18 protein-coding genes are annotated in these 20,578 nt (G+C 67.1%); 13 read left to right on the top strand and 5 right to left on the bottom strand.

The genetic code is table 11. The features are described from left to right. The first annotated feature begins 89 nt into the window (after positions 1 to 89). From J7643_19330 to J7643_19285, 10 genes are all read left to right on the top strand, one after another. Positions 90 to 1,475: a UDP-N-acetylmuramate--L-alanine ligase gene (locus tag J7643_19330; protein MBO9542746.1), complete on the top strand. Its 1,386-nt coding sequence runs from the start codon at positions 90 to 92 to the stop codon at positions 1,473 to 1,475. Beyond that, the gene (murB, locus tag J7643_19325; protein MBO9542745.1) at positions 1,475 to 2,374 is read left to right on the top strand and encodes a UDP-N-acetylmuramate dehydrogenase; all 900 of its coding nucleotides are present in this window, start codon (positions 1,475 to 1,477) and stop codon (positions 2,372 to 2,374) included. Before J7643_19330 ends, murB begins: the two co-directional genes overlap by 1 nt. Continuing rightward, positions 2,371 to 3,084: an FtsQ-type POTRA domain-containing protein gene (locus J7643_19320; GenBank protein ID MBO9542744.1), complete on the top strand. Its 714-nt coding sequence runs from the start codon at positions 2,371 to 2,373 to the stop codon at positions 3,082 to 3,084. The genes murB and J7643_19320 overlap by 4 nt, the downstream gene beginning before the upstream one ends. 19 nt (positions 3,085 to 3,103) lie before the next feature. Further along, entirely contained in the window at positions 3,104 to 3,778 is a 675-nt protein-coding gene (locus tag J7643_19315; protein MBO9542743.1) for a DUF881 domain-containing protein, read from the top strand. Then, positions 3,775 to 4,125: a small basic family protein gene (locus tag J7643_19310; GenBank protein ID MBO9542742.1), complete on the top strand. Its 351-nt coding sequence runs from the start codon at positions 3,775 to 3,777 to the stop codon at positions 4,123 to 4,125. Before J7643_19315 ends, J7643_19310 begins: the two co-directional genes overlap by 4 nt. Positions 4,126 to 4,146: 21 nt before the next feature. Next, the gene (gene ftsZ, locus J7643_19305) at positions 4,147 to 5,331 is read left to right on the top strand and encodes a cell division protein FtsZ (GenBank protein MBO9542741.1); all 1,185 of its coding nucleotides are present in this window, start codon (positions 4,147 to 4,149) and stop codon (positions 5,329 to 5,331) included. Positions 5,332 to 5,490: 159 nt separating this feature from the next. Beyond that, the gene (gene ileS / locus J7643_19300; GenBank protein MBO9542740.1) at positions 5,491 to 8,301 is read left to right on the top strand and encodes an isoleucine--tRNA ligase; all 2,811 of its coding nucleotides are present in this window, start codon (positions 5,491 to 5,493) and stop codon (positions 8,299 to 8,301) included. A gap of 48 nt (positions 8,302 to 8,349) precedes the next feature. After that, positions 8,350 to 9,309 carry a GNAT family N-acetyltransferase gene (locus tag J7643_19295; GenBank protein MBO9542739.1) on the top strand — a complete coding sequence of 320 codons (960 nt, stop codon included), beginning with the start codon at positions 8,350 to 8,352 and terminating at the stop codon, positions 9,307 to 9,309. Between the two features lie 83 nt (positions 9,310 to 9,392). Then, positions 9,393 to 10,148: a peptidoglycan editing factor PgeF gene (gene pgeF, locus J7643_19290; GenBank protein MBO9542738.1), complete on the top strand. Its 756-nt coding sequence runs from the start codon at positions 9,393 to 9,395 to the stop codon at positions 10,146 to 10,148. A gap of 107 nt (positions 10,149 to 10,255) precedes the next feature. Then, positions 10,256 to 11,047, top strand: a complete 792-nt coding sequence (locus J7643_19285; protein MBO9542737.1) for a hypothetical protein — start codon at positions 10,256 to 10,258, stop codon at positions 11,045 to 11,047. Between the two features lie 70 nt (positions 11,048 to 11,117). On the opposite strand, the gene J7643_19280 is transcribed toward J7643_19285, so the two are convergent. Both J7643_19280 and J7643_19275 read right to left on the bottom strand, forming a co-directional pair. Next, positions 11,118 to 12,527, bottom strand: coding sequence for an EAL domain-containing protein (locus J7643_19280; protein ID MBO9542736.1), 1,410 nt, complete (start codon positions 12,525 to 12,527; stop codon positions 11,118 to 11,120). Next, positions 12,528 to 14,177 (bottom strand): diguanylate cyclase, encoded by a 1,650-nt coding sequence (locus J7643_19275; protein MBO9542735.1) that lies wholly within the window; start codon positions 14,175 to 14,177, stop codon positions 12,528 to 12,530. 181 nt (positions 14,178 to 14,358) lie between these two features. Between J7643_19275 and J7643_19270 the strand changes: the two genes are divergently transcribed. From J7643_19270 to J7643_19260, 3 genes are read left to right on the top strand one after another with little or no spacing between them, the layout of a single operon-like run. Beyond that, positions 14,359 to 15,153: a hypothetical protein gene (locus J7643_19270; GenBank protein ID MBO9542734.1), complete on the top strand. Its 795-nt coding sequence runs from the start codon at positions 14,359 to 14,361 to the stop codon at positions 15,151 to 15,153. Positions 15,154 to 15,179: 26 nt separating this feature from the next. Continuing rightward, entirely contained in the window at positions 15,180 to 15,671 is a 492-nt protein-coding gene (locus tag J7643_19265) for a hypothetical protein (GenBank protein MBO9542733.1), read from the top strand. After that, positions 15,671 to 16,057, top strand: a complete 387-nt coding sequence (locus J7643_19260) for a hypothetical protein (protein MBO9542732.1) — start codon at positions 15,671 to 15,673, stop codon at positions 16,055 to 16,057. Before J7643_19265 ends, J7643_19260 begins: the two co-directional genes overlap by 1 nt. Positions 16,058 to 16,108: 51 nt before the next feature. Here the strand turns inward: J7643_19260 and J7643_19255 are convergent, their stop codons facing one another. From J7643_19255 to J7643_19245, 3 genes are all read right to left on the bottom strand, one after another. Next, positions 16,109 to 17,137, bottom strand: coding sequence for a hypothetical protein (locus J7643_19255; GenBank protein MBO9542731.1), 1,029 nt, complete (start codon positions 17,135 to 17,137; stop codon positions 16,109 to 16,111). Then, entirely contained in the window at positions 17,134 to 18,999 is a 1,866-nt protein-coding gene (locus tag J7643_19250) for a hypothetical protein (GenBank protein MBO9542730.1), read from the bottom strand. Before J7643_19250 ends, J7643_19255 begins: the two co-directional genes overlap by 4 nt. Before the next feature lie 8 nt (positions 19,000 to 19,007). Continuing rightward, on the bottom strand, positions 19,008 to 20,578 hold a 1,571-nt coding region (locus tag J7643_19245; GenBank protein ID MBO9542729.1), incomplete at its 5' end, for a hypothetical protein.

Raw genomic sequence — 20,578 nt, 5'->3', positions numbered from 1 at the left:
GTCAGCTCGGTTAAGGCGGCCTTCCCCCTGCGTATATCTCCAAGGGGGGACGGGCCGTCTTGGCCATCGCCCACCACATGAGGTCCCCAGTGAAGATTTCCCCCGCCCATCACTTCATCGGCATCGGCGGCGTCGGCATGAGCGCGATCGCCCAGATCCTGCACGAGCGGGGCGGCCGCGTCAGCGGCTCCGACCAGGCGGCTTCTGCGACCTCCGAGCGCCTCGCGGGCCTGGGAATCCGGGTCCACGTGGGCCATCGCGCCGAGAACGTCGAGGGAGCCGAGGTGGTGGTGGTCTCGACCGCGGTGGGTGAGACCAACCCCGAGCTCGCCTACGCCCGGGCGCATGGTCTGCCCGTTCGCCACCGCTCCGAGCTGCTCGCCGATCTGATGGCCGGCCACCGCACCGTCGCGGTTGCCGGTACCCACGGCAAGACCACCACGACCGGCATGGTCGCCTCGATCCTGCTCGGGGCGGAGCTCGACCCCACGGTGCTGGTCGGCGGTCACCTGCCCTCCATCGGGGGCACCGCCCGCACCGGTCACGGTCCCTTCCTCGTGGCAGAGGCCGACGAGTCCGACAAGTCCATCAGTCGCCTGACGGCCGAGATCGCCATCCTGACCAACCTCGAAGGGGACCACCTTGAGCACTACTCGGGCCTCGACGAGATCTACGAGGTCATGGTGGGCTTCCTCAACCGCTTGCCCGAAGGGGCCTCGGTGGTGGCCTGCATCGACGACCCCGGGGTGCGCGCCGTCCTGCCGCGCCTGACGGGCCGCGTCCAGACCTACGGCTTCTCCGAGGACGCCATGCACCGCCTCGAAGGCGAGGTGCTCGAAGGGACCGGGGCGAGCTTCGCGCTCGCAGGCGTTCCCTACCGCGTCCAGGTCCCCGGCCGTCACAACGTCCTCAACGCGGCGGCAGCCATCGTCGCGAGCGGCCTCCTGGGCCTTGCGCCCGACGCCATCCGCCCGGGCCTCGAGGCTTTCTGCGGGGTGGGCCGTCGTTTCCAGACCAAGGGCACCGCGCACGGGGTGACGGTGGTGGACGACTACGCGCACCACCCCTCCGAGATCCGGGCGACCTTGCAGGCGGCGAGCCTGATGGGCCGCCGCACCTGGGTCATCTTCCAGCCCCACCGCTACACCCGTACCGCCGCTCTCTTCGAGGACTTCGCCAAGGCCTTCGAGGGCGCCCACGGGGTCGCGGTCATGGACGTCTACAGCGCGGGCGAGGCCCCCAACGGCGCCACTAGCGACAAGCTGGTCGAGCGCATGCAGGCCGAGTCCCTGCCCGCCGGCGTTCGCCATTGCCCTGATCACGCGGCGGTGGTGGCCGCCATGGCTCCTTTGCTGGAGCCGGGGGACCTGGTCCTCTTGATGGGAGCGGGTAACGTCTATCAGGTTGCAGATTCCCTGTTGTCCGCCCTCTCCGCCCGGGAGAATTCCCTGGTCCCGCCCGTGAGCCACACCTGATGATGACCTCGATCGCCCTTCGGGAGAACGTCCCTCTTGCCCCCTTCACCTCGTGGCGGGTCGGCGGACCCGCGCGCTACTTCTTCGAGCCGGACTCGGTGCCTGCTCTGCAAGAAGCGCTCGGTTGGGCCGCGCGCGAGGGGCTCAAGGTCTTCGTGCTGGGCAAGGGCAGCAACCTCCTGATTTCCGACGAGGGCTTCGACGGCCTTGTGATCCGGCTGGGCAGCGCCATGGGCGCGGTCTCGGTCGAGGGTGAGACGGTTCGGGCCGGGGCCGGCTGCGCCACCAACATCCTGATGAAGGCCTGCGCCGAGCAGGACCGCGGGGGCTTCGAGTTCCTCACGACCATCCCCGGCACCCTGGGCGGGGTGGTCTTCATGAACGGCGGAGCCCACGGGGCCTGCATGGCCGACTTCCTCGTCGAGGCCACGGTCCTGATGCCGGACCTTTCGATCCGGGTCTTCTCCAACGCCGAGATGGGCTACTCCTACCGCCACTCGCGCCTGCATGACGAGGGCGGGGTGGTTCTCGAAGCGGTGCTTCGGACCGAGCCCAAGCCCAAGGCCGAGGTGCAGCAAGCCGTTTCGGAGCTGGCCAAGTGGCGTCGCGCCCGTCAGCCTCAGGGCCTCTCGGCGGGGTCTGTCTTCACCAACCCGCCCGGGACCTCGGCCGGCCGCCTCATCGAGGAGGCGGGTTGCAAGGGCCTCACCGTCGGTCGCGCCCAGGTCTCCGAGGTGCACGCCAACTTCTTCGTCAACATGGGCGGCGCCAAGGCCGAGGACTTGCTCTCGCTCATCGTCGAGGTGCAGCGGCGGGTCCATGCGGCCCACGGCCTCTGGCTCCACCCTGAGGTCCGCGGCGTCGGCTGCACGGTCGGTGTTCCGGAGAGCCGGGCTTGAGCAACCGCCCTTTTTCGGGCCGCGGTCCCTGGGGCTTCATCCAGGCCTTCGTCCTGGGCGGGGCGCTGGTCGCCCTGTGGCGGATGCCCCAGTGGCTGTGGACCGGCGAGGTCCGGATCGAGGGCGCCAAGCGCATCGACGCGCAGTACGCGCGAAGGGTGGCGCTGGGGGACAAGGGCTTGCCGCTCTTTCGGATCGACCCGCAGGTCATCCGGGCGCGCCTGCTGAAGCTCGAAGCCGTCGAGGACGTGAAGGTGCGGCGCTGGCTCTTCCCCGCGCGGGTCGAGATCGTCTTGCAGGAGCGGGTGCCGGTGGTGCGGGTCGAGGGCCGCGCCGCGCCGACCTATCTGGATTCGGAGGGGACGGCCTTCACCCTGCCGCCGGGCGCCAAGCCTGAGAAGGCGATCGTCCTCGGCGTCCACGTGGCGAGCCAGTCGTTGGGGACTAGCGATCGCGCGGCACTGCGTCGCCTTCTGGACACCTGGCCCAAGGGCAGCGTCGGGGTGGTGGACATGCGCGATCCGGCCTCGTGGTCGGCGCGGATCGACGGGGTCCAGGTGCAGCTCGGCAACTCCGAGGCGCTGGACGAGAAGTTCCGCGTATTTGCGCACCTTCTCCCCCTAGCGCGCCAGGGCGGTAAGAGGCTAGAATATATCGACCTTCGATTCCCTGAGGCGCCCACCATCCGAGCCTTTGAGGCGACCCATTAGCATGAAGAACAATTGGCAGTTGCCCGTCGCCCTCGTTTCCGTGGTCATGGGGTTCCTGCTTTCCACTCAGATCAAGAATCAGCGGGACTACCGCGAAGCGCCGCCCAGCCGCCGCGCCGAGGACCTTGTGGTCATGCTGAGGAACGCCGAGTCGGCCAAGGCGGACCTCGAAAAGGAGCTCGTGCGTCTGCGTACCGAGCGTGAGACCTCCGGCAAGAGTCCTCAGGGTGGCGTCGGCGAGCTCGCGGCCGGATCGGTCGCCCTCAAGGGCCAGGGCCTCGAGGTCTCCGTCGAGGATTCGGCCAAGCCCCTACAGAAGGGCGAGGATCCGAACATCGCGATCGTCCACAACGACGATCTGCTGCGCCTGGTCAACGAACTGCGCGCCGGCGGGGCTGAGGCGGTCTCGATCAACGAGCAGCGCCTGGTGGATACCAGCGAGATCACCTGCGCCGGCTCCACCATCCTGGTCAATCAGTCGCGTATCACGCCGCCTTTTGTCATCAAAGCGATTGGGAATCCTGATACCATGAGCGCCGCCCTGGGCTTGAGGGGCGGGATTATAGAATACTTGCAATTCTACGGAATCCAAGTTAGTATTTCTAAGAAAACTGAGGTTTTGATCCCCATGTACAGCGGCGGAAGCCACTATCGGTACGCTAAACCCGTGCCGGCCCAGGAAGTGCAATCATGATCGGGGCACTCGTCACGCTCGGGGGTCTTATCGTCGGGATCCTGCTGGGGGCTATCGCGCCGCTCAGTATCCCCCAGGTCTACTCCAAGTATTTCGCGGTGGCTATCCTCGCGGCCTTGGATACCGGCTTCGGGGGCGTTCGCTCCGGTCTCGAGGGGCGTTTCGGCCTGGCGGCGTTCATCAGCGGTTTCACGGCGAACACGCTGTTCGCTGCGGGGCTCACCTACCTCGGGGACCAGCTCGGCATCGATCTGTACCTCGCGGCCATCGTGGTCTTCGGGGTCCGGATCTTCGAAAACCTCGCCATGATTCGGCGGCTCATTCTCGGTCGCTTTTGGACATTTTAGGAAGGTTACAGGAAAACCACCGTGTTCGATATCACTGATAAGGCTGGTTTGAGCGCCGACATCAAGGTCGTTGGCGTCGGCGGGGGCGGCTCGAACGCGATCAACCGCATGATCGCCAGCTCGCTGACCGGGGTCGAGTTCTGGACCCTCAACACCGACGCTCAGGCCCTGGCCCTCGCTCAGTCGGAGCGCCGCCTCCAGATTGGCGCCAAGCTGACCCGTGGTCTCGGAGCGGGGGGTAACCCTTCCATCGGTCAGAAGGCCGCCGAGGAGAGCCGCGATGACCTGATCGCCGCCCTCGACGGCGCGGACATGGTCTTCATCACCGCCGGCATGGGCGGCGGCACCGGTACCGGCGCGGCCGCGGTCGTGGCCGAGGTGGCCCGCGAAGTCGGGGCGCTTACCGTCGGCGTCGTGACCCGTCCCTTCATGTTTGAGGGTCGCCGTCGCGCCCAGCAGGCCGAGCAGGGCATCGCCGCCCTTCGCGAGAAGGTCGACACCCTCATCATCATTCCGAACGACAAGATCCTCCAGGTCATCGAGAAGCGCACTTCCATGCAGGAAGCCTTCCACATCGCCGACGATGTGCTCCGCCAGGGCGTCCAGGGCATCTCGGACATCCTGACCATCCCCGGCCTGATCAACGTAGACTTTGCCGACGTGAAGTCGGTCATGTCCAACGCGGGCTCGTCCCTGATGGGCATCGGCTTCGGCGCCGGCGAAGGTCGCGCGGTCGAGGCGGCCAAGATGGCCGTCAGCAGCCCCCTGCTCGAGACCTCGGTCCACGGCGCGTCGGGCGTCATCTTCAACGTGACCGGCGGCCACGACCTGACCCTGTACGAAGTCAACGAGGCGGCCGAGGTCATCTACGCGGCGGTCGACTCCGACGCCAACATCATCTTCGGCTCGGTGATCGACGAGCGCCTCCAGGGCGAGATCCGCATCACCGTCATCGCCACCGGCTTCGACGGCCGCACCCAGCAGCAGGCCATCTCGGTCCCCTCGCAGCAGCCCGCCGCTCAGCAGGCGGTGGTGTCCCCCGCGGTCACCGCGGCGCCCGTGGCTCCTGCCGCGCCCGTGGCCCCCGGTGCCGAGGCGGTGCCGGTCGCGCCCGTGGCCCCTGCCCAGCCCGAGGCCCCCGCGGGTGCTCAGCAGCCTGATATCCCCGAGTTCCTGCGGGGTGGCGGTTTCCGCCGGCCCTTCTAAGCTCGAACGCCTTCGTCGGCCCCCGCTTCGGCGGGGGCCGGCGGCGTTTTTGCGCGCGGGGGGCCGTTCGCCTTTGCTTCGCACCAGGGATGCCGTAGAATAAAAGGGATGCCTTGCCGTGCCGATGGTCGGTGCGTGGTCTTTCAGGAGCGCTTCAACTTGGAATACAAGCAGACAGTCAATCTCCCCTCGACGGATTTCCCCATGCGCGCCAACTCGGCGGCGCGTGAGCCCGAAATCCAGGCCCTCTGGAAAGAGCAGCGTATCTACGAGCGCCTCCAAGAGCGCCGCGCCGAGGCGCCGTCCTACATCCTGCACGACGGCCCCCCCTATTCCAGCTCCGGGGCGATCCACATCGGCCACGCGATGAACAAGACCCTCAAGGACATCGTGGTCAAGTACAAGAACCTCGCGGGCTTCCGCGCGCCGTTCGTGCCGGGCTACGACACCCACGGCCTGCCCACCGAGCTCGCCGCGCTCAAGGAGCTCAAGGCCAAGCATCAGGACCTGGCGCCTCTTGAAGTGCGCCGTCTCAGCCGCCAGTTCGCCCTCAAGTCCATCGAGAGCCAGAAGGGTCACTTCATGCGCCTCGGTGGCTTCGGCGACTGGGATCACCCCTACGTGACGATGGATCCCGCCTTCGAGGCGCAGCAGATCCGCGTCTTCGGCCAGATGGCTCAGAAGGGCTACATCTACAAGGGCCTCAAGCCGGTCTACTGGTGCTCCTTCGACACCACGGCGCTGGCCGAGGCCGAGGTCGAGTACGCCGACCACGTCAGCCCCTCGATCTTCGTGCGCTTCCCGCTCGTCTCGGTCCCGGCCACGGCGACGCTGGTCCATGACCTCTTGGCCAAGGGCGATCGCCCGGTGAACATGGCCATCTGGACCACCACCCCCTGGACCCTGCCCGCGAACCTCGCGATCGCGCTCGGCCCCGAGATCAGCTACGTCGTGCTCGACACTGCCGAGCACGGCTACCTGGTGGTGGCCGAGGACCTGGTCGACGCTTTCCTCGCCGACACCGCCCTCACCGCGACCCGCGTGGGTGAGCCCTTCAAGGGCGCCCTGCTCGAAGGCGCCCGCTATCGTCACGTCTTCCTGGACCGCGAGAGCCCGGTCATCCTGGGCGACCACGTGACGACCGAGACCGGTACCGGCGCGGTCCACACCGCCCCCGGCCACGGCGTCGAGGACTACGAGGTCGGTCAGAAGTACGGCTTGGACGTGCTTGCTCCGCTCAACGACCGCGGCATCTTCATCGAGGAGGCGGGGCCTTTGGTGGCCGGCCAGCACTACTCGAAGGCCAACGCGGTGATCATCGAGGAGCTGGGCCGCCTGGGCGTGCTTCTCGGCCACAAGGACCTGAGCCACTCGTATCCTCACTGCTGGCGCTGCAAGCACCCGGTCATCTTCCGGGCGACCGAGCAGTGGTTCGCCTCCATCGACGGCTTCCGCCAGGCTGCTCTCGACGCCATCAAGGGCGTGGAGTGGCTCCCCGGCTTCGGTGAGGTCCGCATCTCGAACATGGTCGCCGACCGCTCCGACTGGTGCATCTCGCGCCAGCGGTCGTGGGGCGTGCCCATCCCGGTCTTCTACTGCCAGGCCGACAATGAGCCCCTCTTGAACCCCGAGTCCATCGAGGCAGTGGCTTCCAAGTTCGCCGTCGAGGGCGCGGATGCCTGGTGGGTCCACGACGCCAAGGACCTCCTGCCTGCGGGCACGGCCTGCGCCAAGTGCGGCGGCCATGACTTCCGCAAGGAAACCGACATCATGGACGTCTGGTTCGACTCGGGCTCCAGCTGGTCGTCGGTTCTCGAAGCGCGGCCCGAGCTGAGCTTCCCGGCGGACCTGTACCTGGAGGGCGCCGACCAGTACCGCGGCTGGTTCCAGTCGTCGCTGCTGACCGCGATCGCCACCCGGGGCGTGGCGCCCTACAAGACCGTCCTGACCCACGGCTTCGCCATGGACGGCCAGGGCCGCAAGATGTCCAAGTCGCTCGGCAACATCGTCGAGCCCATGGAGGTCATCAAGCACTACGGCGCCGACGTGCTGCGCCTGTACGTGTCGAGCGTGGACTATACCGGCGACGTGCGTATCTCGGAGCTCATCCTCAAGCAGCTCGCCGAGGTCTACCGCAAGATCCGCAACACGGCTCGCTACCTGATCAGCAACCTCTCGGACTTCGAGCCCGCCCGCCACGCGGTGCCGGTCGATCAGCTCACCGAGCTCGATCGCTACGCCCTGCACCGCCTGCAGGAGGTCATCGGCGAGGTCACCCAGGCCTTCGACCGCTTCGAGTTCTACCGCTTCTACCAGGTCATCCAGAACTACTGCGTGGTGGATCTCTCCAGCTTCTACCTGGACGTGGTCAAGGATCGTCTCTACGCGTCGGCGCCCAACGCCCACGATCGCCGCAGCACTCAGACGGTGCTCGCCGAAATTCTGCACGCCCTGACCCTGATGGTCGCCCCGGTGCTCTCGCACCTGGCCGAGGACATCCACCAGCACCTCTCGCCTTCGCTCAAGGGGGATGCGCCGAGCGTCTTTCTGCGCGACTGGCCCAAGGCGGATCCCGCCAAGATGGACGAGGCGATCGCCAAGCGCTACAACGCCCTCATCCCCCTGCGTGAGACCATCAACAAGGCCCTGGAAGAGGCGCGTCAGGCCAAGCAGATCGGCACCAGCCTGGCGGCTGCCGTGACGCTGGTGCCCCGCACCGAGGCGGTCCACGACCTGCTGAAGGGCCTTGGCGAGAGCCTGCCCAAGCTGCTCATCGTTTCGCACGTCACGGTGGCGCCCGCGAGCGACCAGCTCGAGGCCGAGGGCGACCTGGGGGTCACGGTCCAGACGGCGCCCGGCACCAAGTGCGAGCGGTGCTGGACCTTTTCGCTCATGGTGGGCGAGAGCGCGGCGCATCCGACGCTCTGCGATCGCTGCGTCGGAGTGGTGAACGAACTGGTCAGCGCGTAATAGTGTGGTGAGCCGGGGGACGATGGCGTCCCCCTCGAAGGAGGTTCGATGGAGACCCTAGCCAAGCACACCGGCGACATTCGGATCCGCAAGTTCGAGATCAGCGACCTGCCGCAGGTGGCCGAGATCCGCAACGCCTCGATCGCGATCTCGCCCGACTTCTACTCGATGACCGTCGACCGGGTGCGCCCGCCGTCGGACGCGAGCGACCTCCAGCTCACCAGCGAGATCCTGGTGGCCGAGGTGAACGGGGCCGTGCGCGGCTACGTCCACCTCTACACCGATCCTTCGCTCATGTCGCAGGGCCGGGTCAACATCGACGCGCTTCACGTCCACCCCGACGAGCAGCGCTCCGGCGTGGGCACCCTGCTCATCAAGGCGGCGATCCAGAAGGGTCAGGAGTGGGGCGGCCGTTACCTGAGCATCGCCATCCCCGCCGGGGTGGTCAGCTCCCAGACCTTCCTGCTCAAGCACGACTTCCAGCTGGTGCGCTACTTCTGGAAGCTCCGCCACGCGGACCTCGCGGATCTGCCCGCGCCTTCTCTGCCCGAGGGCTTTTCCTTCCGTTCCTTCCGCCAGGGCATCGACGAGGACGCCTTCCTCGGCCTGCTCAACGCCGCTTTCGCCGAGCACTGGGACTTCGCCCCGGTCAACCGCGGCGAGCTGGAGCGCTGGAAGCAGCGCCCCGACTTCAACCCCCGCGGCTCGTTCTTCGTGACCCACGACGGCCGGGACGTGGCGGTGGCCACGGTGCTCATCGACCGCCAGATGGACGCTGAGACCCACGAGGGCGCCGCGCGCATCTTCGAGTTCGGCGTTCTCCCCGAGTTCCGGGGCAAGGCCCTCGGCTACAACATCCTGCTCAAGGCTGCCCAGTTCGCCCGCGACGAGGAGCTGCCCGCCCTCGAGCTGATCGTGGACGGTCACAACGACCAGGCCAAGGCCATGTACGAGCGGGTCGGCTTCCAGCAGAAGCGCGCGATCCTGGTCTTCCACAAGGCGATCTAGAGTGCCGAACAAAATTGTTCCACCAAGCCGCTTAGAGCGGCGAGCGGTGGCCCTACATGCAGATTTTGTGAGGTGCTCTTAGCATGGCCTTCGAGGTCGTTCGAGAGGGCGAGGTCGCCCTGATCCGCTGCACCGCGCTCGAAAGTCGCCACGCCTTCTCCACCCGGCAGGGCGGGACGAGCGAGGCGCCCTACGCCTCTCTGAACCTGGGCCTCTCGTCGGGTGACGAGCGCTCGCGGGTGCTCGCGAACCGGGAGCGCTTCGTGTCGGCCGGGGGTTTCTCGGGTCCGATCCAGGTGGCGCACCAGGTCCACGGGGCCGACGTCCACGCGGCCCCGGTCCCGGAAGGGGCCAAGGGCGACGTGGTGATCACGGACCGCCCGGCGACCCCGGTCGGGGTCTTCGTCGCCGATTGCGTTCCCATCCTGATCGAGGACGCTCGCACCGGCGCGGTGGCGGCGGTGCACGCGGGCTGGCGTGGGACCGCCAAGGGGGCCGTGACGGCTGCGGTCGAGGCCCTCGCGGAGCGCTACGGCGCGCAGCCCGCGGACCTGCGGGCGGCCATCGGCCCCTCGATCAAGGGCTGCTGCTACCGGGTCGGCGAGGAGGTCGTCGAAGCCCTCGGCCACCTGAGTGCGCCCGAGCGCGTGGTCCGACGCGAGGGGGAGGCGGCCTTCGTGGACCTCCAGGAGGCCAATCGCCAGCTCTTGGCAGCAGCCGGGGTGGGGGCGATCCACGTGAGCGGTCTGTGCACCCATTGCTCGACCGATCTGTTCTTCTCCTATCGCCGGGAAGGCGAGCGTTCGGGAAGGATGCTCGCGGCTATCGAGCGCGCTTGATTATTTTTCGTTTGTGATCGCCGTGCTGTGCGCGGCGACTCAAGTATGCTTTAATGCTCCAGCGATTTTGAACGCACTTTTCCAACACAGCAAAGGAGATCATCCGCATGCGTTATATGAACGCCCTTGCGATCGCGGCTCTCGCGACCACCGTCGCCAGCCCCGCCTTCGCCCAGATGAAGACCAGCGCGCCCTCCAAGTCGGCTCCCGCCGCCAAGGCCGCCGTTGCCGCGGGTGGCCGCGCCGTCGCCTCGGGTGACGACCAGTTCCGCCGCACCAACATCGGTGGCGTCGAGCGCGCCCAGGTCCAGGGCGACGGCAACGCCGTCATGGGCTTCACCAGCCTCTCGGTCGGTATGGGCAACAACCTCGAAGTCGGCCTCACCGGCCCCTTCGGCGTCAGCCTGAACCCCGGCTTCGGCCTCGGCACCCCGAACTTCTACGGCAAGATGATCCTGGTCGACGCCGGCGCCCTGTCGGTGGCCGTCGGCGGCAACGTGGGCCTGAGCTTCAACTCGGCGGGCAGCACCTTCAACCTGCCCCTGGGCGTCTCGCTGCCCGTTTCGTTCTGGGCCCTCGGCCCCGGTAACCTGCACGTCGTGCCCGGTTTCGGCGTGACCCTCAACAACGCCGGCAACGCCGTGTCCCCCCGCCTGGACCTGGCCTACGAGCTGCCCCTCATGTCGCGCTGGACCCTGGTCATCAGCGACACGGCCAACTTCGCCGGCGCCACGACCAACAGCCTCAACGTCGGCTCGCGGGTGGCCCTCACCCCCAACCTGACGGCTGACGTCGGTGGCGTGTCCTTCAACGGCACGACCCTGACCGTCACCGCCCTCAGCGTCGGCGGCACCTTCGGCGGCAAGGTCGGAGACCTCCAGAAGATGTGGGGCCTTTAATCCGCTAGCCGGATGAACCCCACGAGGGCCGCGCTCATCGAGCGCGGCCCTCGTTTTGTTGGCGTGATTGCTACGCGTCGAGCGGCTTGTAGGTTCCCGCCCCGCGCAGCAGCTCCTCGAACTGCTCGGACGGCACCGGCTTGCCCAGCAGGAACCCCTGGACCAGATCGCAGCCGTGCTCGCGCAGGAAGTCGAGCTGCTCAGTGGTCTCGACCCCTTCGGCCAGGACCGAGAGCTGAAGGCCGTGCGCCAGGGCGATGATGGCCTTGACGATGGCCGCGTCATCCGGGTCGGTGGTGACGTCCCGAACGAAGGCCCGATCGACCTTGAGCATGCCGATGGGGAAGCGCTTGAGGTAGCTCAGCGAGCTGTAGCCGGTGCCGAAGTCGTCGATGGACAGGTGGACGCCCATGGCCTCCAGCTGCGAGAGCGTGCGGTTGGTCGCCTCCACGTTCTCCATCAGGATGCTCTCGGTCAGCTCGAACTCGAGCAGATCGGCGCTCAGACCGCTCTGGAGCAGCGCGTTCCCCGCCATCTCGGCGAGGTTCTGGCCCCTGAACTGCCGTGCCGAGAGGTTGACGGAGATGCGGATGGCAGGATGCCCCGCCCGTTGCCAGGCGGCTGCTTGCTCGCAGGCCGTCTGGAGAATCCACTCGCCGATGGGCAGGATGAGGCCCGTGAGCTCGGCGATCGGGATGAAGACCCCGGGGGGGATCAGCCCGCGTTCGGGGTGCTGCCAGCGGACGAGGGCCTCGGCGCCGACGATCCGGCCGGTCTCGATGTCGAACTGGGGCTGGTAGTGGAGCCTGAGCTCGTTGCGCTCCAGGGCTTTGCGCAGGGCGCCCTCCAGGGCGAAGCGCTCGGCGGCGTTGGCGTTCATGGTCGGGGTGTAGAACCGGAAGTGGTTGCGGTGCGCCTTGGCCTCGGTCATGGCCGCGCTCGCGTTCTTGAGCAGGGGCTCGACCTCTTCGCCGTCGGCGGGAAAGAGGCTGATCCCCCCGCTCGGGGTGATGAAGACCTCGTGCCCGTCGAGGGGGAAGACCTCGGCAAAGGCGTCGAGGATGCGCTGGGCGACCCGGGCCACGTCCTGAGGGGCGTTGAAGTCGGTCAAGAGGACGCAGAACTCGTCGCCGCCAACCCGGGCGATGGTGTCGTGGTCTCGCACGCAAGCACGCAGGCGGTCGGCGATCGCTGCCAGCAGGCGATCGCCCACGGCATGGCCGAGCGTCTCATTGATCACGTGGAAGCGATCGAGGTTGAGAAAGCAGATGCCGAAGAGTCGGCCGTGCCGCCGGGCCTGGGCAAGGGTGCGATCCAGGCGGTCGTGGAGCAGGGCGCGGTTGGCCAGGCCCGTGACCGGGTCGATCAGCGAGAGGCGCTGGATGGTCTCGCGCGCCGCTTCGAGCTCGGCGCGGGTCTGCGCGAGCGTCTCGGCGAGGGCGATGGGATCGAGGGGGACGTGAGGCGTTGGTTCGGTCATCTAGAACATCCCGGCGAAGAGTTCGACCAGCTCGGGGTTGAACTGGCCACCCGCGCAGCGGCGCAATTCTGCGATCGCCTCGGCGTGGGTCATGCTGCGTCCAAAGGCGTACCCGCTGCGCGTGAGCGCGTCGTAGGTGTCGCACAAAGCGAGGATCTGGGCTCCGAGCGGGATGGCGTTGCCGCCGAGCCCCTCGGGGTAGCCCTTGCCGTCCCACCGCTCGTGGTGGTACAGGACCGCCTCGCGCAGTCCGGCGAAGGTGCTGAAGCGCGAGAGGATGGTGACGGCTGCCTGGGAGTGGGACTTCATCTGCTCCCACTCCGTGTTGTCGAGGCCCGAGGTCTTGAGCAGCACCGAGTCGGGAAGGGCGAGCATCCCCACGTCGTGCAGCATCCCGGCGATCATGAGGGCTTCTTGCTTATCGGCGGCGAGGCCCAGGACCTTGCCCATCCGTAGCGCCAGGTCTCCCACCGCTTCCGAGTGACCGTGCAGCATGGGGCTGCGCAGCTCGATGGCCGCCGAGAGGGCGCGGGCGAGGGCGAGGAACATCTCGTGCGAGCCCTTGCGCGGAGCCCCGATGGCGTTGACGGCCTCGGCCGCGGGGCCGGTGGCGCGCATGACGCGGTTACGGCCGCCGTTCTTGGCCGCGTAGAGGGCCGCGTCGGCGCGCTTGATGAGTTCCTTTGGCGTCTGGATGTCCGGGGTCAAGGCGGCCAGGCCGATCGAGGCGGTGACCTTCAGGCTCCGCTCGGGCGAGATGGGGATCTCTTTGTCGGCCAGCGTCTGCCTCAGGCGCTCGGCAACCGCAAAGGCTTCGTCCTCGCTCGTCTGCGGCAGGATGATGGTGAACTCCTCGCCGCCGTAGCGCGCGGGCAGGTCCGTGGGCTTCAGGCTCTCCTTGAGCATGGCGGCGGCTTCCTTGAGCACCATGTCGCCTGCCTGGTGGCCGTAGTTGTCGTTGATCGACTTGAAGTGGTCCAGGTCGAAGATCATGAGGCTCAAGGGCGACGGGGTCTCGAGGCTCTCGCTGAGATCGTCGGCCAGGCGCTCCTGGAAGTAGGCGTGGGTGGCGAGGCCCGTGAGGCCGTCGGTGATGGCCTGCTGCTGAGCCGCCTCGTACAGGTCGTAGAGGTTGAGGGCCATCTCCATCTGGCGCTCGTGTGCCTCTTTGGCCTGGGACTTGGCCACGTCCGCCTCGCGCCGGGCCAGGAGGTAGCCCGCGCGATCGCACGCGAAGCGAGAAAGGAGCAGAAGCTGCTCGTCGAGGACCGCCGGGTCTGCCGGGATCGTCGCCAGGCGCAGCGCGAGGACGAGCTCTGCCTCCTCATGCATGCGCGCGCGCAGGTAGAGACAAGCGTCGCGCCGGACAGGGGTGTCGAGCGAAAGGTCTCGCGGCACCGGCCCGAGCGTCGCCGACGCCTCGGGGCTCACGGCGAGCATCTCGCCTGCCGTGTCGTACACGGCCCCCGCCTCGGCGCCAGTGACCCCCATGGCGTGCGTCAGCAGCACGAAAGGCAGCTCGCCCAGCGCCGTGACCCGCGCAAAGGCATCATGGGCGGTCGCGAGGGTCCCGAGCGATCCCGTAACGGTGGGGTGGGGGCGGGAGAGCCCCGCGCTCAATTCCTTGGGGTCGCTGGTGTTCGCGTTCATGTCGATCCTCTCGATGTTCGCTCGCTTCCCTTACTTACCCGGTCACTTCTCAAAAATACAGGCCCCGCCTCGCAGTTGACTCACAGATTCCGACAAAGCAAGCGAAATCGAGCAAGGAAGCAGGTTTTGTCGCTCGCTTTGAGGGTATAAGCAGCTTCGTTGGTGAAGGAGCGTCTCAAGCATGAAGTGGTCCACGTACAACACGTTTGCACGCCGCCTGGTCGATGACCTCTCCAAGGAAACCCTGCCGGCCCTGCTGGTCGCCACGGCGATCGAAGCGACGGAAGCCGCCGAGGGCTGCCTCCGGGCCCCCGGCATGCGCGTGCCGATGCTCGCGATGGACCGGACGGGTCGCACCTGCGATTCCTTCGCGCCCGAGGAGGCCCCTGCCGGGCCCGCCTCCCTGGGGGCTCACCAGGATGCCGACGGTCGCTGGGTGCAGATCTTCCCGCTGCGGGGCTTCTCGGGGGTGGTCGGCGTGCTCGCCCTGCGCCGCCAGGAACCCTTCTCGCCCGAGCAGGTGCAGGCCGCCGAGTTGCTGGTCGCCATGGCCGCGATGGCCTGCGACTACCGCCGCAGCCAGGAGCGCCACGAGCGCCAGCTGGATGCCGCGCTCGAGCTCTACGACGTGTACGAGCAGACCCAGCATCAGTTGATGGCCGAAGAGAAGAAGGTGGAGGTGGCCCTTGGCCTCTACGACCTCTTCGAGCAGACGCAGCAACAATTGAAGGCCGAAGAGCAGAAGCTCGAAGCCGCCCTCGGCCTCTACGACCTCTACGAGGAGGCCCAGAAGAAGCTCAAGGCCGAAGAGGAGAAGGTCCAGGTCGCCCTCGGGCTCTACGACCTGTACGAAGAGACGCAGAACCAGCTCACGGCCGAACAGGCCAAGCTCGAAGCGGCTCTCGGCCTCTACGACCTTTACGAAGAGGCGCAAAACCGCCTCCTCGAGCATGAAAAGGGCAAGCAGGACGCTTGACCCCGGCACAAGGAGAACCTATGTCAATGACCGCGACAGAAATAGGGGCTTCGATCACGTTCAGTCCGCGCTGGTGGAACATGATCTCGAGCACCCGGATCTTCATGGCGAGCTTCTGTGGCCATTCCTTCGGGGACGAGGATCTGTCCGACAAGATCGCCATGTCGGCGCACGAACTGCTGGAAAATGCCGTCAAGTACTCGGTCTCGCCGGACGCGCCGGTGAATTGCACCATGCGCGTGCAAGAAGACCGGGTGGTCGTCTCGGTTCAGAATGAGGCGGATCCCGCCCACTTCGATGTGCTCCAGGCGGAATTCGCCGTCATCATCCAGGGGGATCCCATGGAGATGTACATCGCGAAGATGCAGGACAGCCTGATGAGCGACAAGAGTCAGCTGGGCCTCGCGAGAATCCGCGCCGAGGGTGAAGCAGAACTGAACCTTATTACGAATCACAACAGTGTTATTATCGAGGCAAGTTTCAAGTTGCCGGAATCAGCGAAAGGATTGGTAGCGTAATGCCCGTGAACATCGAGCCCTACGCCACGGACAAGACGTCCATCAAGGTCGTGGACGGAGAGGACGGCGGGGTCGTCCTCAAGTTTGCAGGGACCATCGACCACATGAACCCGGGGGAGTTCCTGGACCCCTTCCTGGAGAACGTCCACACCCAGGTCATCGAGCACAGCATCCCCAAGGTCGAGGCGGACTTCACCGAGCTGGGCTTCCTCAACTCGAGCGGCATCAAGTCGCTGCTCAAGTGGATCATGAAGCAGATGGAGCTCGCCGAGGACAAGCGCTACCCCATCAAGATCCTCTACTCGCGCAAGATCACCTGGCAGCAGACCAGCCTCAAGGCCATCACCTACCTCTCCAAGGGGTCGGTAGTCGCTGAGTCGCGCTAATACCCTTCTCGAGCCAAGAGGGCCCCGGGCAGTCGCCCGGGGCCCTCTTGCTCATTCGGTGACCGTGACGCTCGCGGTGGCGAGCAGCCTGCCCGAGAGGATGGCGACCTCGAAGGTCCCCGTGGCGCCATCGGCGGTGAAGACGCCCCACGGGTCGATCTGGCCAGGGTAAGGAGGCGGCTCGGGTGTGGGGTCGGTGATGATCCCCGCCACGCGGTAGCCCGCCTGCTCACCCTTGTAGGGCGCGTAGGCGCTCCACTGCACCGCAGGCGTGCCCGCGAAGGGCGCGTTCGCCGAGGTGGTCGCGATCGCCTCGAACGAGGCGGTGCTCCCGGAGGCCACGCTCAGCGATAAGGGATGGATGGCGATCGCCTTGAGCACGGTGAAGGTGCCGAAGGCCTCGCCCGAAACACCGTCTACGACAGGGGCGATCGCCCCGCTCACCGCATCGAGCGGCACGAGGGTCGAGGCGGTCCCGTCCTGCGCCGGATAGCGCTGGGTCGTCGAGCTCTCACCGAACAGGAAGTCGGGCATCAGGCCGCGCTCGTAGCCGAGGTACTGGCCGTAGATCTCGACGCTTGCGCCGGGGCCGCCGTTGTCGGGCGAAAAGCCCGTGATGACAGGCTTCAGGGTGCTGGCGAGCCGGATGCGGACCTTGGCGATCTCGTTGGCTTTCACGTTGAAAAGGGCGCTCTGCCCCGCCGCGACGAGCCTCGCCTGGGGTGAGGCGTCGAAGGCGCTCACGTCGAGGCGGTAACCCGTTCCCACCTCGACGCTCATGGTGGCGACGCTGACGGGGGCCTCGCCGGGGGGGCGCAGGACGTCCAGCGATTGAGGGTGAGGGCCGCTGAGCACGAAGGAGAGGCGCTGGGCGCTGGTGGGGATCACCTGCGTTCGCCGGGGCCATTGGATGCTGACCGAGAGGGCGCCTTGGGTCGCCTGGCCCGTGATCTCGTCCGGGTACGAGGCCGCCGTCGGTGAGGGGGCGAGGCTCGTCCCGGCGCCTGCGAGGTGGCAGCCGACGCAGAGGGACACGGCGAGGACGGCGAAACCCGTTCGGCTCATTCGCAGCGGGGTCATCGGATGGCCTCCAAGTTGACGCCGTAGAGGCGGGGGGTGGTGGCGAGGCCGGTCGTGGCGTTCTGGATGGCGGGAGCGAGCGTTGCGCGTACCTGTACCCAGCGATCGCCGTTGTGGATGGGGTTGATGCTCGCGGCGCTCACGGCGTAGCTGTCGCCGGTGCCGGTGGGGCCGTACCAGACAGCACCCGCGAGGCCGACCTCGCTGCCTGCCGAGCGGATCTGGAGGCGGACGGTCTGGCCGTTGACGGCGACGGCGTTGAAGTTCAGGCGCTTAAAGACCGGCGCACCGTTGCCCATGTCCATGGGGGTGCTGATCCAGGTGCCCGAGGTGGGGAAAGTGCGGCCGGCGGTGCGGTGGAGGATCGTGGAGAGGTGAGTGCCGAAGAAGAATTTGTTGTTTACCCAGTCGAAGGTGCCGCCCAGGGGGCCATCGCTCGGGTAGGCGTTCGGGACGGTCGTCTCGACCTCCAGCTGGCCGTCTGCGAGGCGATAGCGGCGCAAGCGCGCGATGCCGCCGTCCATCCACTCGAAGGCGTACATGTAGACGCCGTCGACGAAGATGCTGTCGGAGTAGTACGAGGTGTTGGCCAAGGGGGTGTTGGCGCCGTCCAGGTAGATCTGGCGCAAGAGCGCGCGGGTGCTGGGGTCGTACACCCTCAGGGTGTAGCCGTTGAAGCCGCCGTTGTTGATCGAGTAGGCGCCATTGTAGAAGTAGGTGCCGTCGGTGGCCAGGTAGTGGCCGCGATCCTGTAATCCGGTGCTCCGGTTGAGCATGGGGGGTGAGACGGTGACGGAGTCGGTGGCGCCATTGACGACGTTCATACGCCAGAGTTTGCCGTTGTTGCCGATACCCGCCTGGATCTGGAAGATGAAGCCGCCGAAGAAGGTGCCGCCCTCGGTGGTGTCCATGGTGGGGCCGTAAGAGAGGTAGTTCGTCCCGAAGGTGGTGCCGCCGTAGCCCGAGCCGATGCGCGTCCAGGTGCGAGGGTTCGCTGAACTCGCATCCCAAGGCTTGCTGTACAGGTGGACCCCGTCGCTCGCGAGGATCGCCGTGCTGTTGATGCCCGTAACGCTCGCGGTGGCCTCGCTCTCGGCCCTTGGCCGAGGCAGCGAGCCCTTGAGCTGGACCGAGCCGTCCAGCAACGAGACGGTGCCGTCGAAGGTGCCGGTGCCCATGTTGGCGGAGGCGACGATGGTTCGCTCGGGCAAAGGGGCGTAGGTGCCGTTGGCAAGGGCGATCCGGGCGACGGGGTCCAGGTCGCGCCAGAGCAGATCGCGCACCAGCTCCCGGACGTTCGCGCCGTGGGCGCTCAGGGTGGGGTTCGCCGAGGTGATGGTGCTGCCGGTGACGACGCCCATGGTCTCGGCGAAGGTGACGCTGTTTTGGGTGGCCCTGATCAGGGCGACGGCGGTGGTGGCCGGGCTGATGGCGAGGGTGACGGCCCCCGAGCAGGAGTTCCAGGCGGTGCCGCTCCAGTGCAGGAGGGTCCTCATGCGCACGGCGGTGCCTGCGCTGGTGGCGCTCTTGAGGGTCTTGATGGCCTCGAGGGTGTAATAGCTGCCGGGGGTGGGGGTGAAGGCGCCGCTGACGTCGAGGGTGAAGGCGCCCGCAGCGTCGGTGACGGTGGCGGCGACGGTCTGGTTGGCGGTATCGAGCAGGGCGATGGTGGCGCGCTGGGTGATCTCGGTGGTGGTGGCGGCGACTTCGCGGGCCTCGGGGAAGGCGACCGTCCCGACGAGCTTGGGGGCGACCTGGACGGCGATGTCGGGGGCCTGAGGGGCGGAGGGCGGCACCAAGGCACAGCCGATGACGCCGCTGGTGGCGACGAGGGCCGAGAGGATGAAGGCGCGGTGCTTCATGGGGCCTCCTACGGCAGGACCTCGACGCTCAGCTGAGAGAGCGTCGGGCTGGTCTTGAGATCCGCCGAGGAGAGGGTGGCGCGGATCTGGAGGTAGCGCTGCTTGTTGTGGACCGGGTTCAAGGAGAGGCCGCTTGCGGTATAGGCGTCCGTCGTGCTCGTCGGGCCGTACCAGGTGGCCGAGGCGAGAGCGGCCGGCGAGGCGGCTGAGCGCACTTGGAAGCTCAGGCCGTTGTTACCGTTGAGTTCGCCCTTCCAGTTCAGCCGGTTGAAGTACGGGCTCGCAGTCCCCGTATCGAGCACGGCGGATTCCCAGGTACCGTCGGGGATGAAATTCCCCCCACGCACCAGGTGGACTTTCTCGTTGCCGAGGTTCCCGAACCAGAAAACCCGGTTGACGGGGTCCCATGCACCCGAGACCGGATTGTTCTCGTCGGGCTGGTAGTTGCCGACGTAGCCGGTTTGCTGGAAGGTCCACTCCGCTTCGCGCACGCCGTCCGCGAGGCGGTAGCGCCGCATTCGGCGCCCCGCGCCCCACTCCATCGGGTAGATGTAGGTGCCGTCGCAAACGACGCCGTCGCAGTAGTACGAGCTGGTGTCCATGGTGAAGTGCCGCACCAGCTTGAAGCCCTGGGCTGGGTCGAAGATCTGGACGGTGAAGCCATTGTTGGCACCGTCGCCGATCCCGTAGGCCAGGTTGTAGACGTACGTGCCGTCGCTCGTGATCAGGTGGCTCGGATCGCCGGAGGTCAGGGTGCCGGTGTTGCGGAAGACAATGGGGGTCGGGATGTCCAGGGTCACGAGGTTGCCGGTGGTCGTGGAGAGCTGCTGGATCTTCTTCTCGTTGCCCACGCCGTGGACGGGGATGTAAATATACCCCTTCCAGTAGGCGGCCCCGAAGCTCACGGCGGTCGAGGGACCGACGGTGCCGTAGTTGGCGCCGCGCACGGTCCCGTTGAAGCCGGTGCCGATCTTCTTGAACACCAGGTGGGTCGGCGTGCGAGCGCCGTACTGATTCCAGGTTTTCACGTACAGGTACGTGCCGTCGCTGACGACCGTGCCGGCAGTATCCGGCGCGACTCCCGAGGCCGAGAAGTACGCAAGCTCTGAGGCCGGCTCGTTCGGGGCAGGGCGAGGAGCGCTCAGCAGGAGATCCCCCGAGTCGTCCACCCGGGTGTCCGCGAAGGTGCCGCTGCGGAAGTTCTCGACGACAAGGGGCTGAGCGAGGTTCGGGGCGACCCGGAAGGCAGCGTTCCGGTAGACGATGCGCGCGAGCGGGTCTTGGTCCTTGGCGAGCAGGTCCTTCACCAGGGTCTGAACTGTGCTCCAGTTGCCGTTGAGGGTGCCGTTGCCCGTGGTGACGGTGGTGCCCGAGACGGTGCCGAGGGTGGCGGTGGCCGCCACGCTGCCGGACACGAGGCCTTGGATGACGGCGACGGCGGTGGTCAGCGGGTTGATGACGACGCTGGGTCCGGAGATGCTCTTCCAGCCGGTGCTGGTCCACTGGAGGATGGTGCGCAGGCGGGCCACGTCGGCGCCGATGGCGTTGTCGCGGGTGCCCTTGTAGGCGTCCAGGTAGA

Source organism: bacterium, from assembly GCA_017744355.1.
GTDB lineage: Bacteria > Cyanobacteriota > Sericytochromatia > S15B-MN24 > UBA4093 > JAGIBK01.
Note: the sequence above shows the minus strand (reverse complement) of the source record. Positions and strands in the feature narration are given on the sequence as shown.

What these genes read in the sequence shown, in the direction of transcription:
- J7643_19280 (MBO9542736.1), bottom strand. Translation starts at nt 12,527, where the DNA reads ATGACCGAACCAACGCCTCACGTCCCCCTCGATCCCATCGCCCTCGCC.
- J7643_19285 (MBO9542737.1), top strand. Translation starts at nt 10,256, where the DNA reads ATGCGTTATATGAACGCCCTTGCGATCGCGGCTCTCGCGACCACCGTC.
- J7643_19270 (MBO9542734.1), top strand. Translation starts at nt 14,359, where the DNA reads ATGAAGTGGTCCACGTACAACACGTTTGCACGCCGCCTGGTCGATGAC.
- J7643_19295 (MBO9542739.1), top strand. Translation starts at nt 8,350, where the DNA reads ATGGAGACCCTAGCCAAGCACACCGGCGACATTCGGATCCGCAAGTTC.
- J7643_19265 (MBO9542733.1), top strand. Translation starts at nt 15,180, where the DNA reads ATGACCGCGACAGAAATAGGGGCTTCGATCACGTTCAGTCCGCGCTGG.
- murB (MBO9542745.1), top strand. Translation starts at nt 1,475, where the DNA reads ATGATGACCTCGATCGCCCTTCGGGAGAACGTCCCTCTTGCCCCCTTC.
- J7643_19310 (MBO9542742.1), top strand. Translation starts at nt 3,775, where the DNA reads ATGATCGGGGCACTCGTCACGCTCGGGGGTCTTATCGTCGGGATCCTG.
- J7643_19255 (MBO9542731.1), bottom strand. Translation starts at nt 17,137, where the DNA reads ATGACCCCGCTGCGAATGAGCCGAACGGGTTTCGCCGTCCTCGCCGTG.
- J7643_19250 (MBO9542730.1), bottom strand. Translation starts at nt 18,999, where the DNA reads ATGAAGCACCGCGCCTTCATCCTCTCGGCCCTCGTCGCCACCAGCGGC.
- pgeF (MBO9542738.1), top strand. Translation starts at nt 9,393, where the DNA reads ATGGCCTTCGAGGTCGTTCGAGAGGGCGAGGTCGCCCTGATCCGCTGC.
- J7643_19260 (MBO9542732.1), top strand. Translation starts at nt 15,671, where the DNA reads ATGCCCGTGAACATCGAGCCCTACGCCACGGACAAGACGTCCATCAAG.
- J7643_19275 (MBO9542735.1), bottom strand. Translation starts at nt 14,177, where the DNA reads ATGAACGCGAACACCAGCGACCCCAAGGAATTGAGCGCGGGGCTCTCC.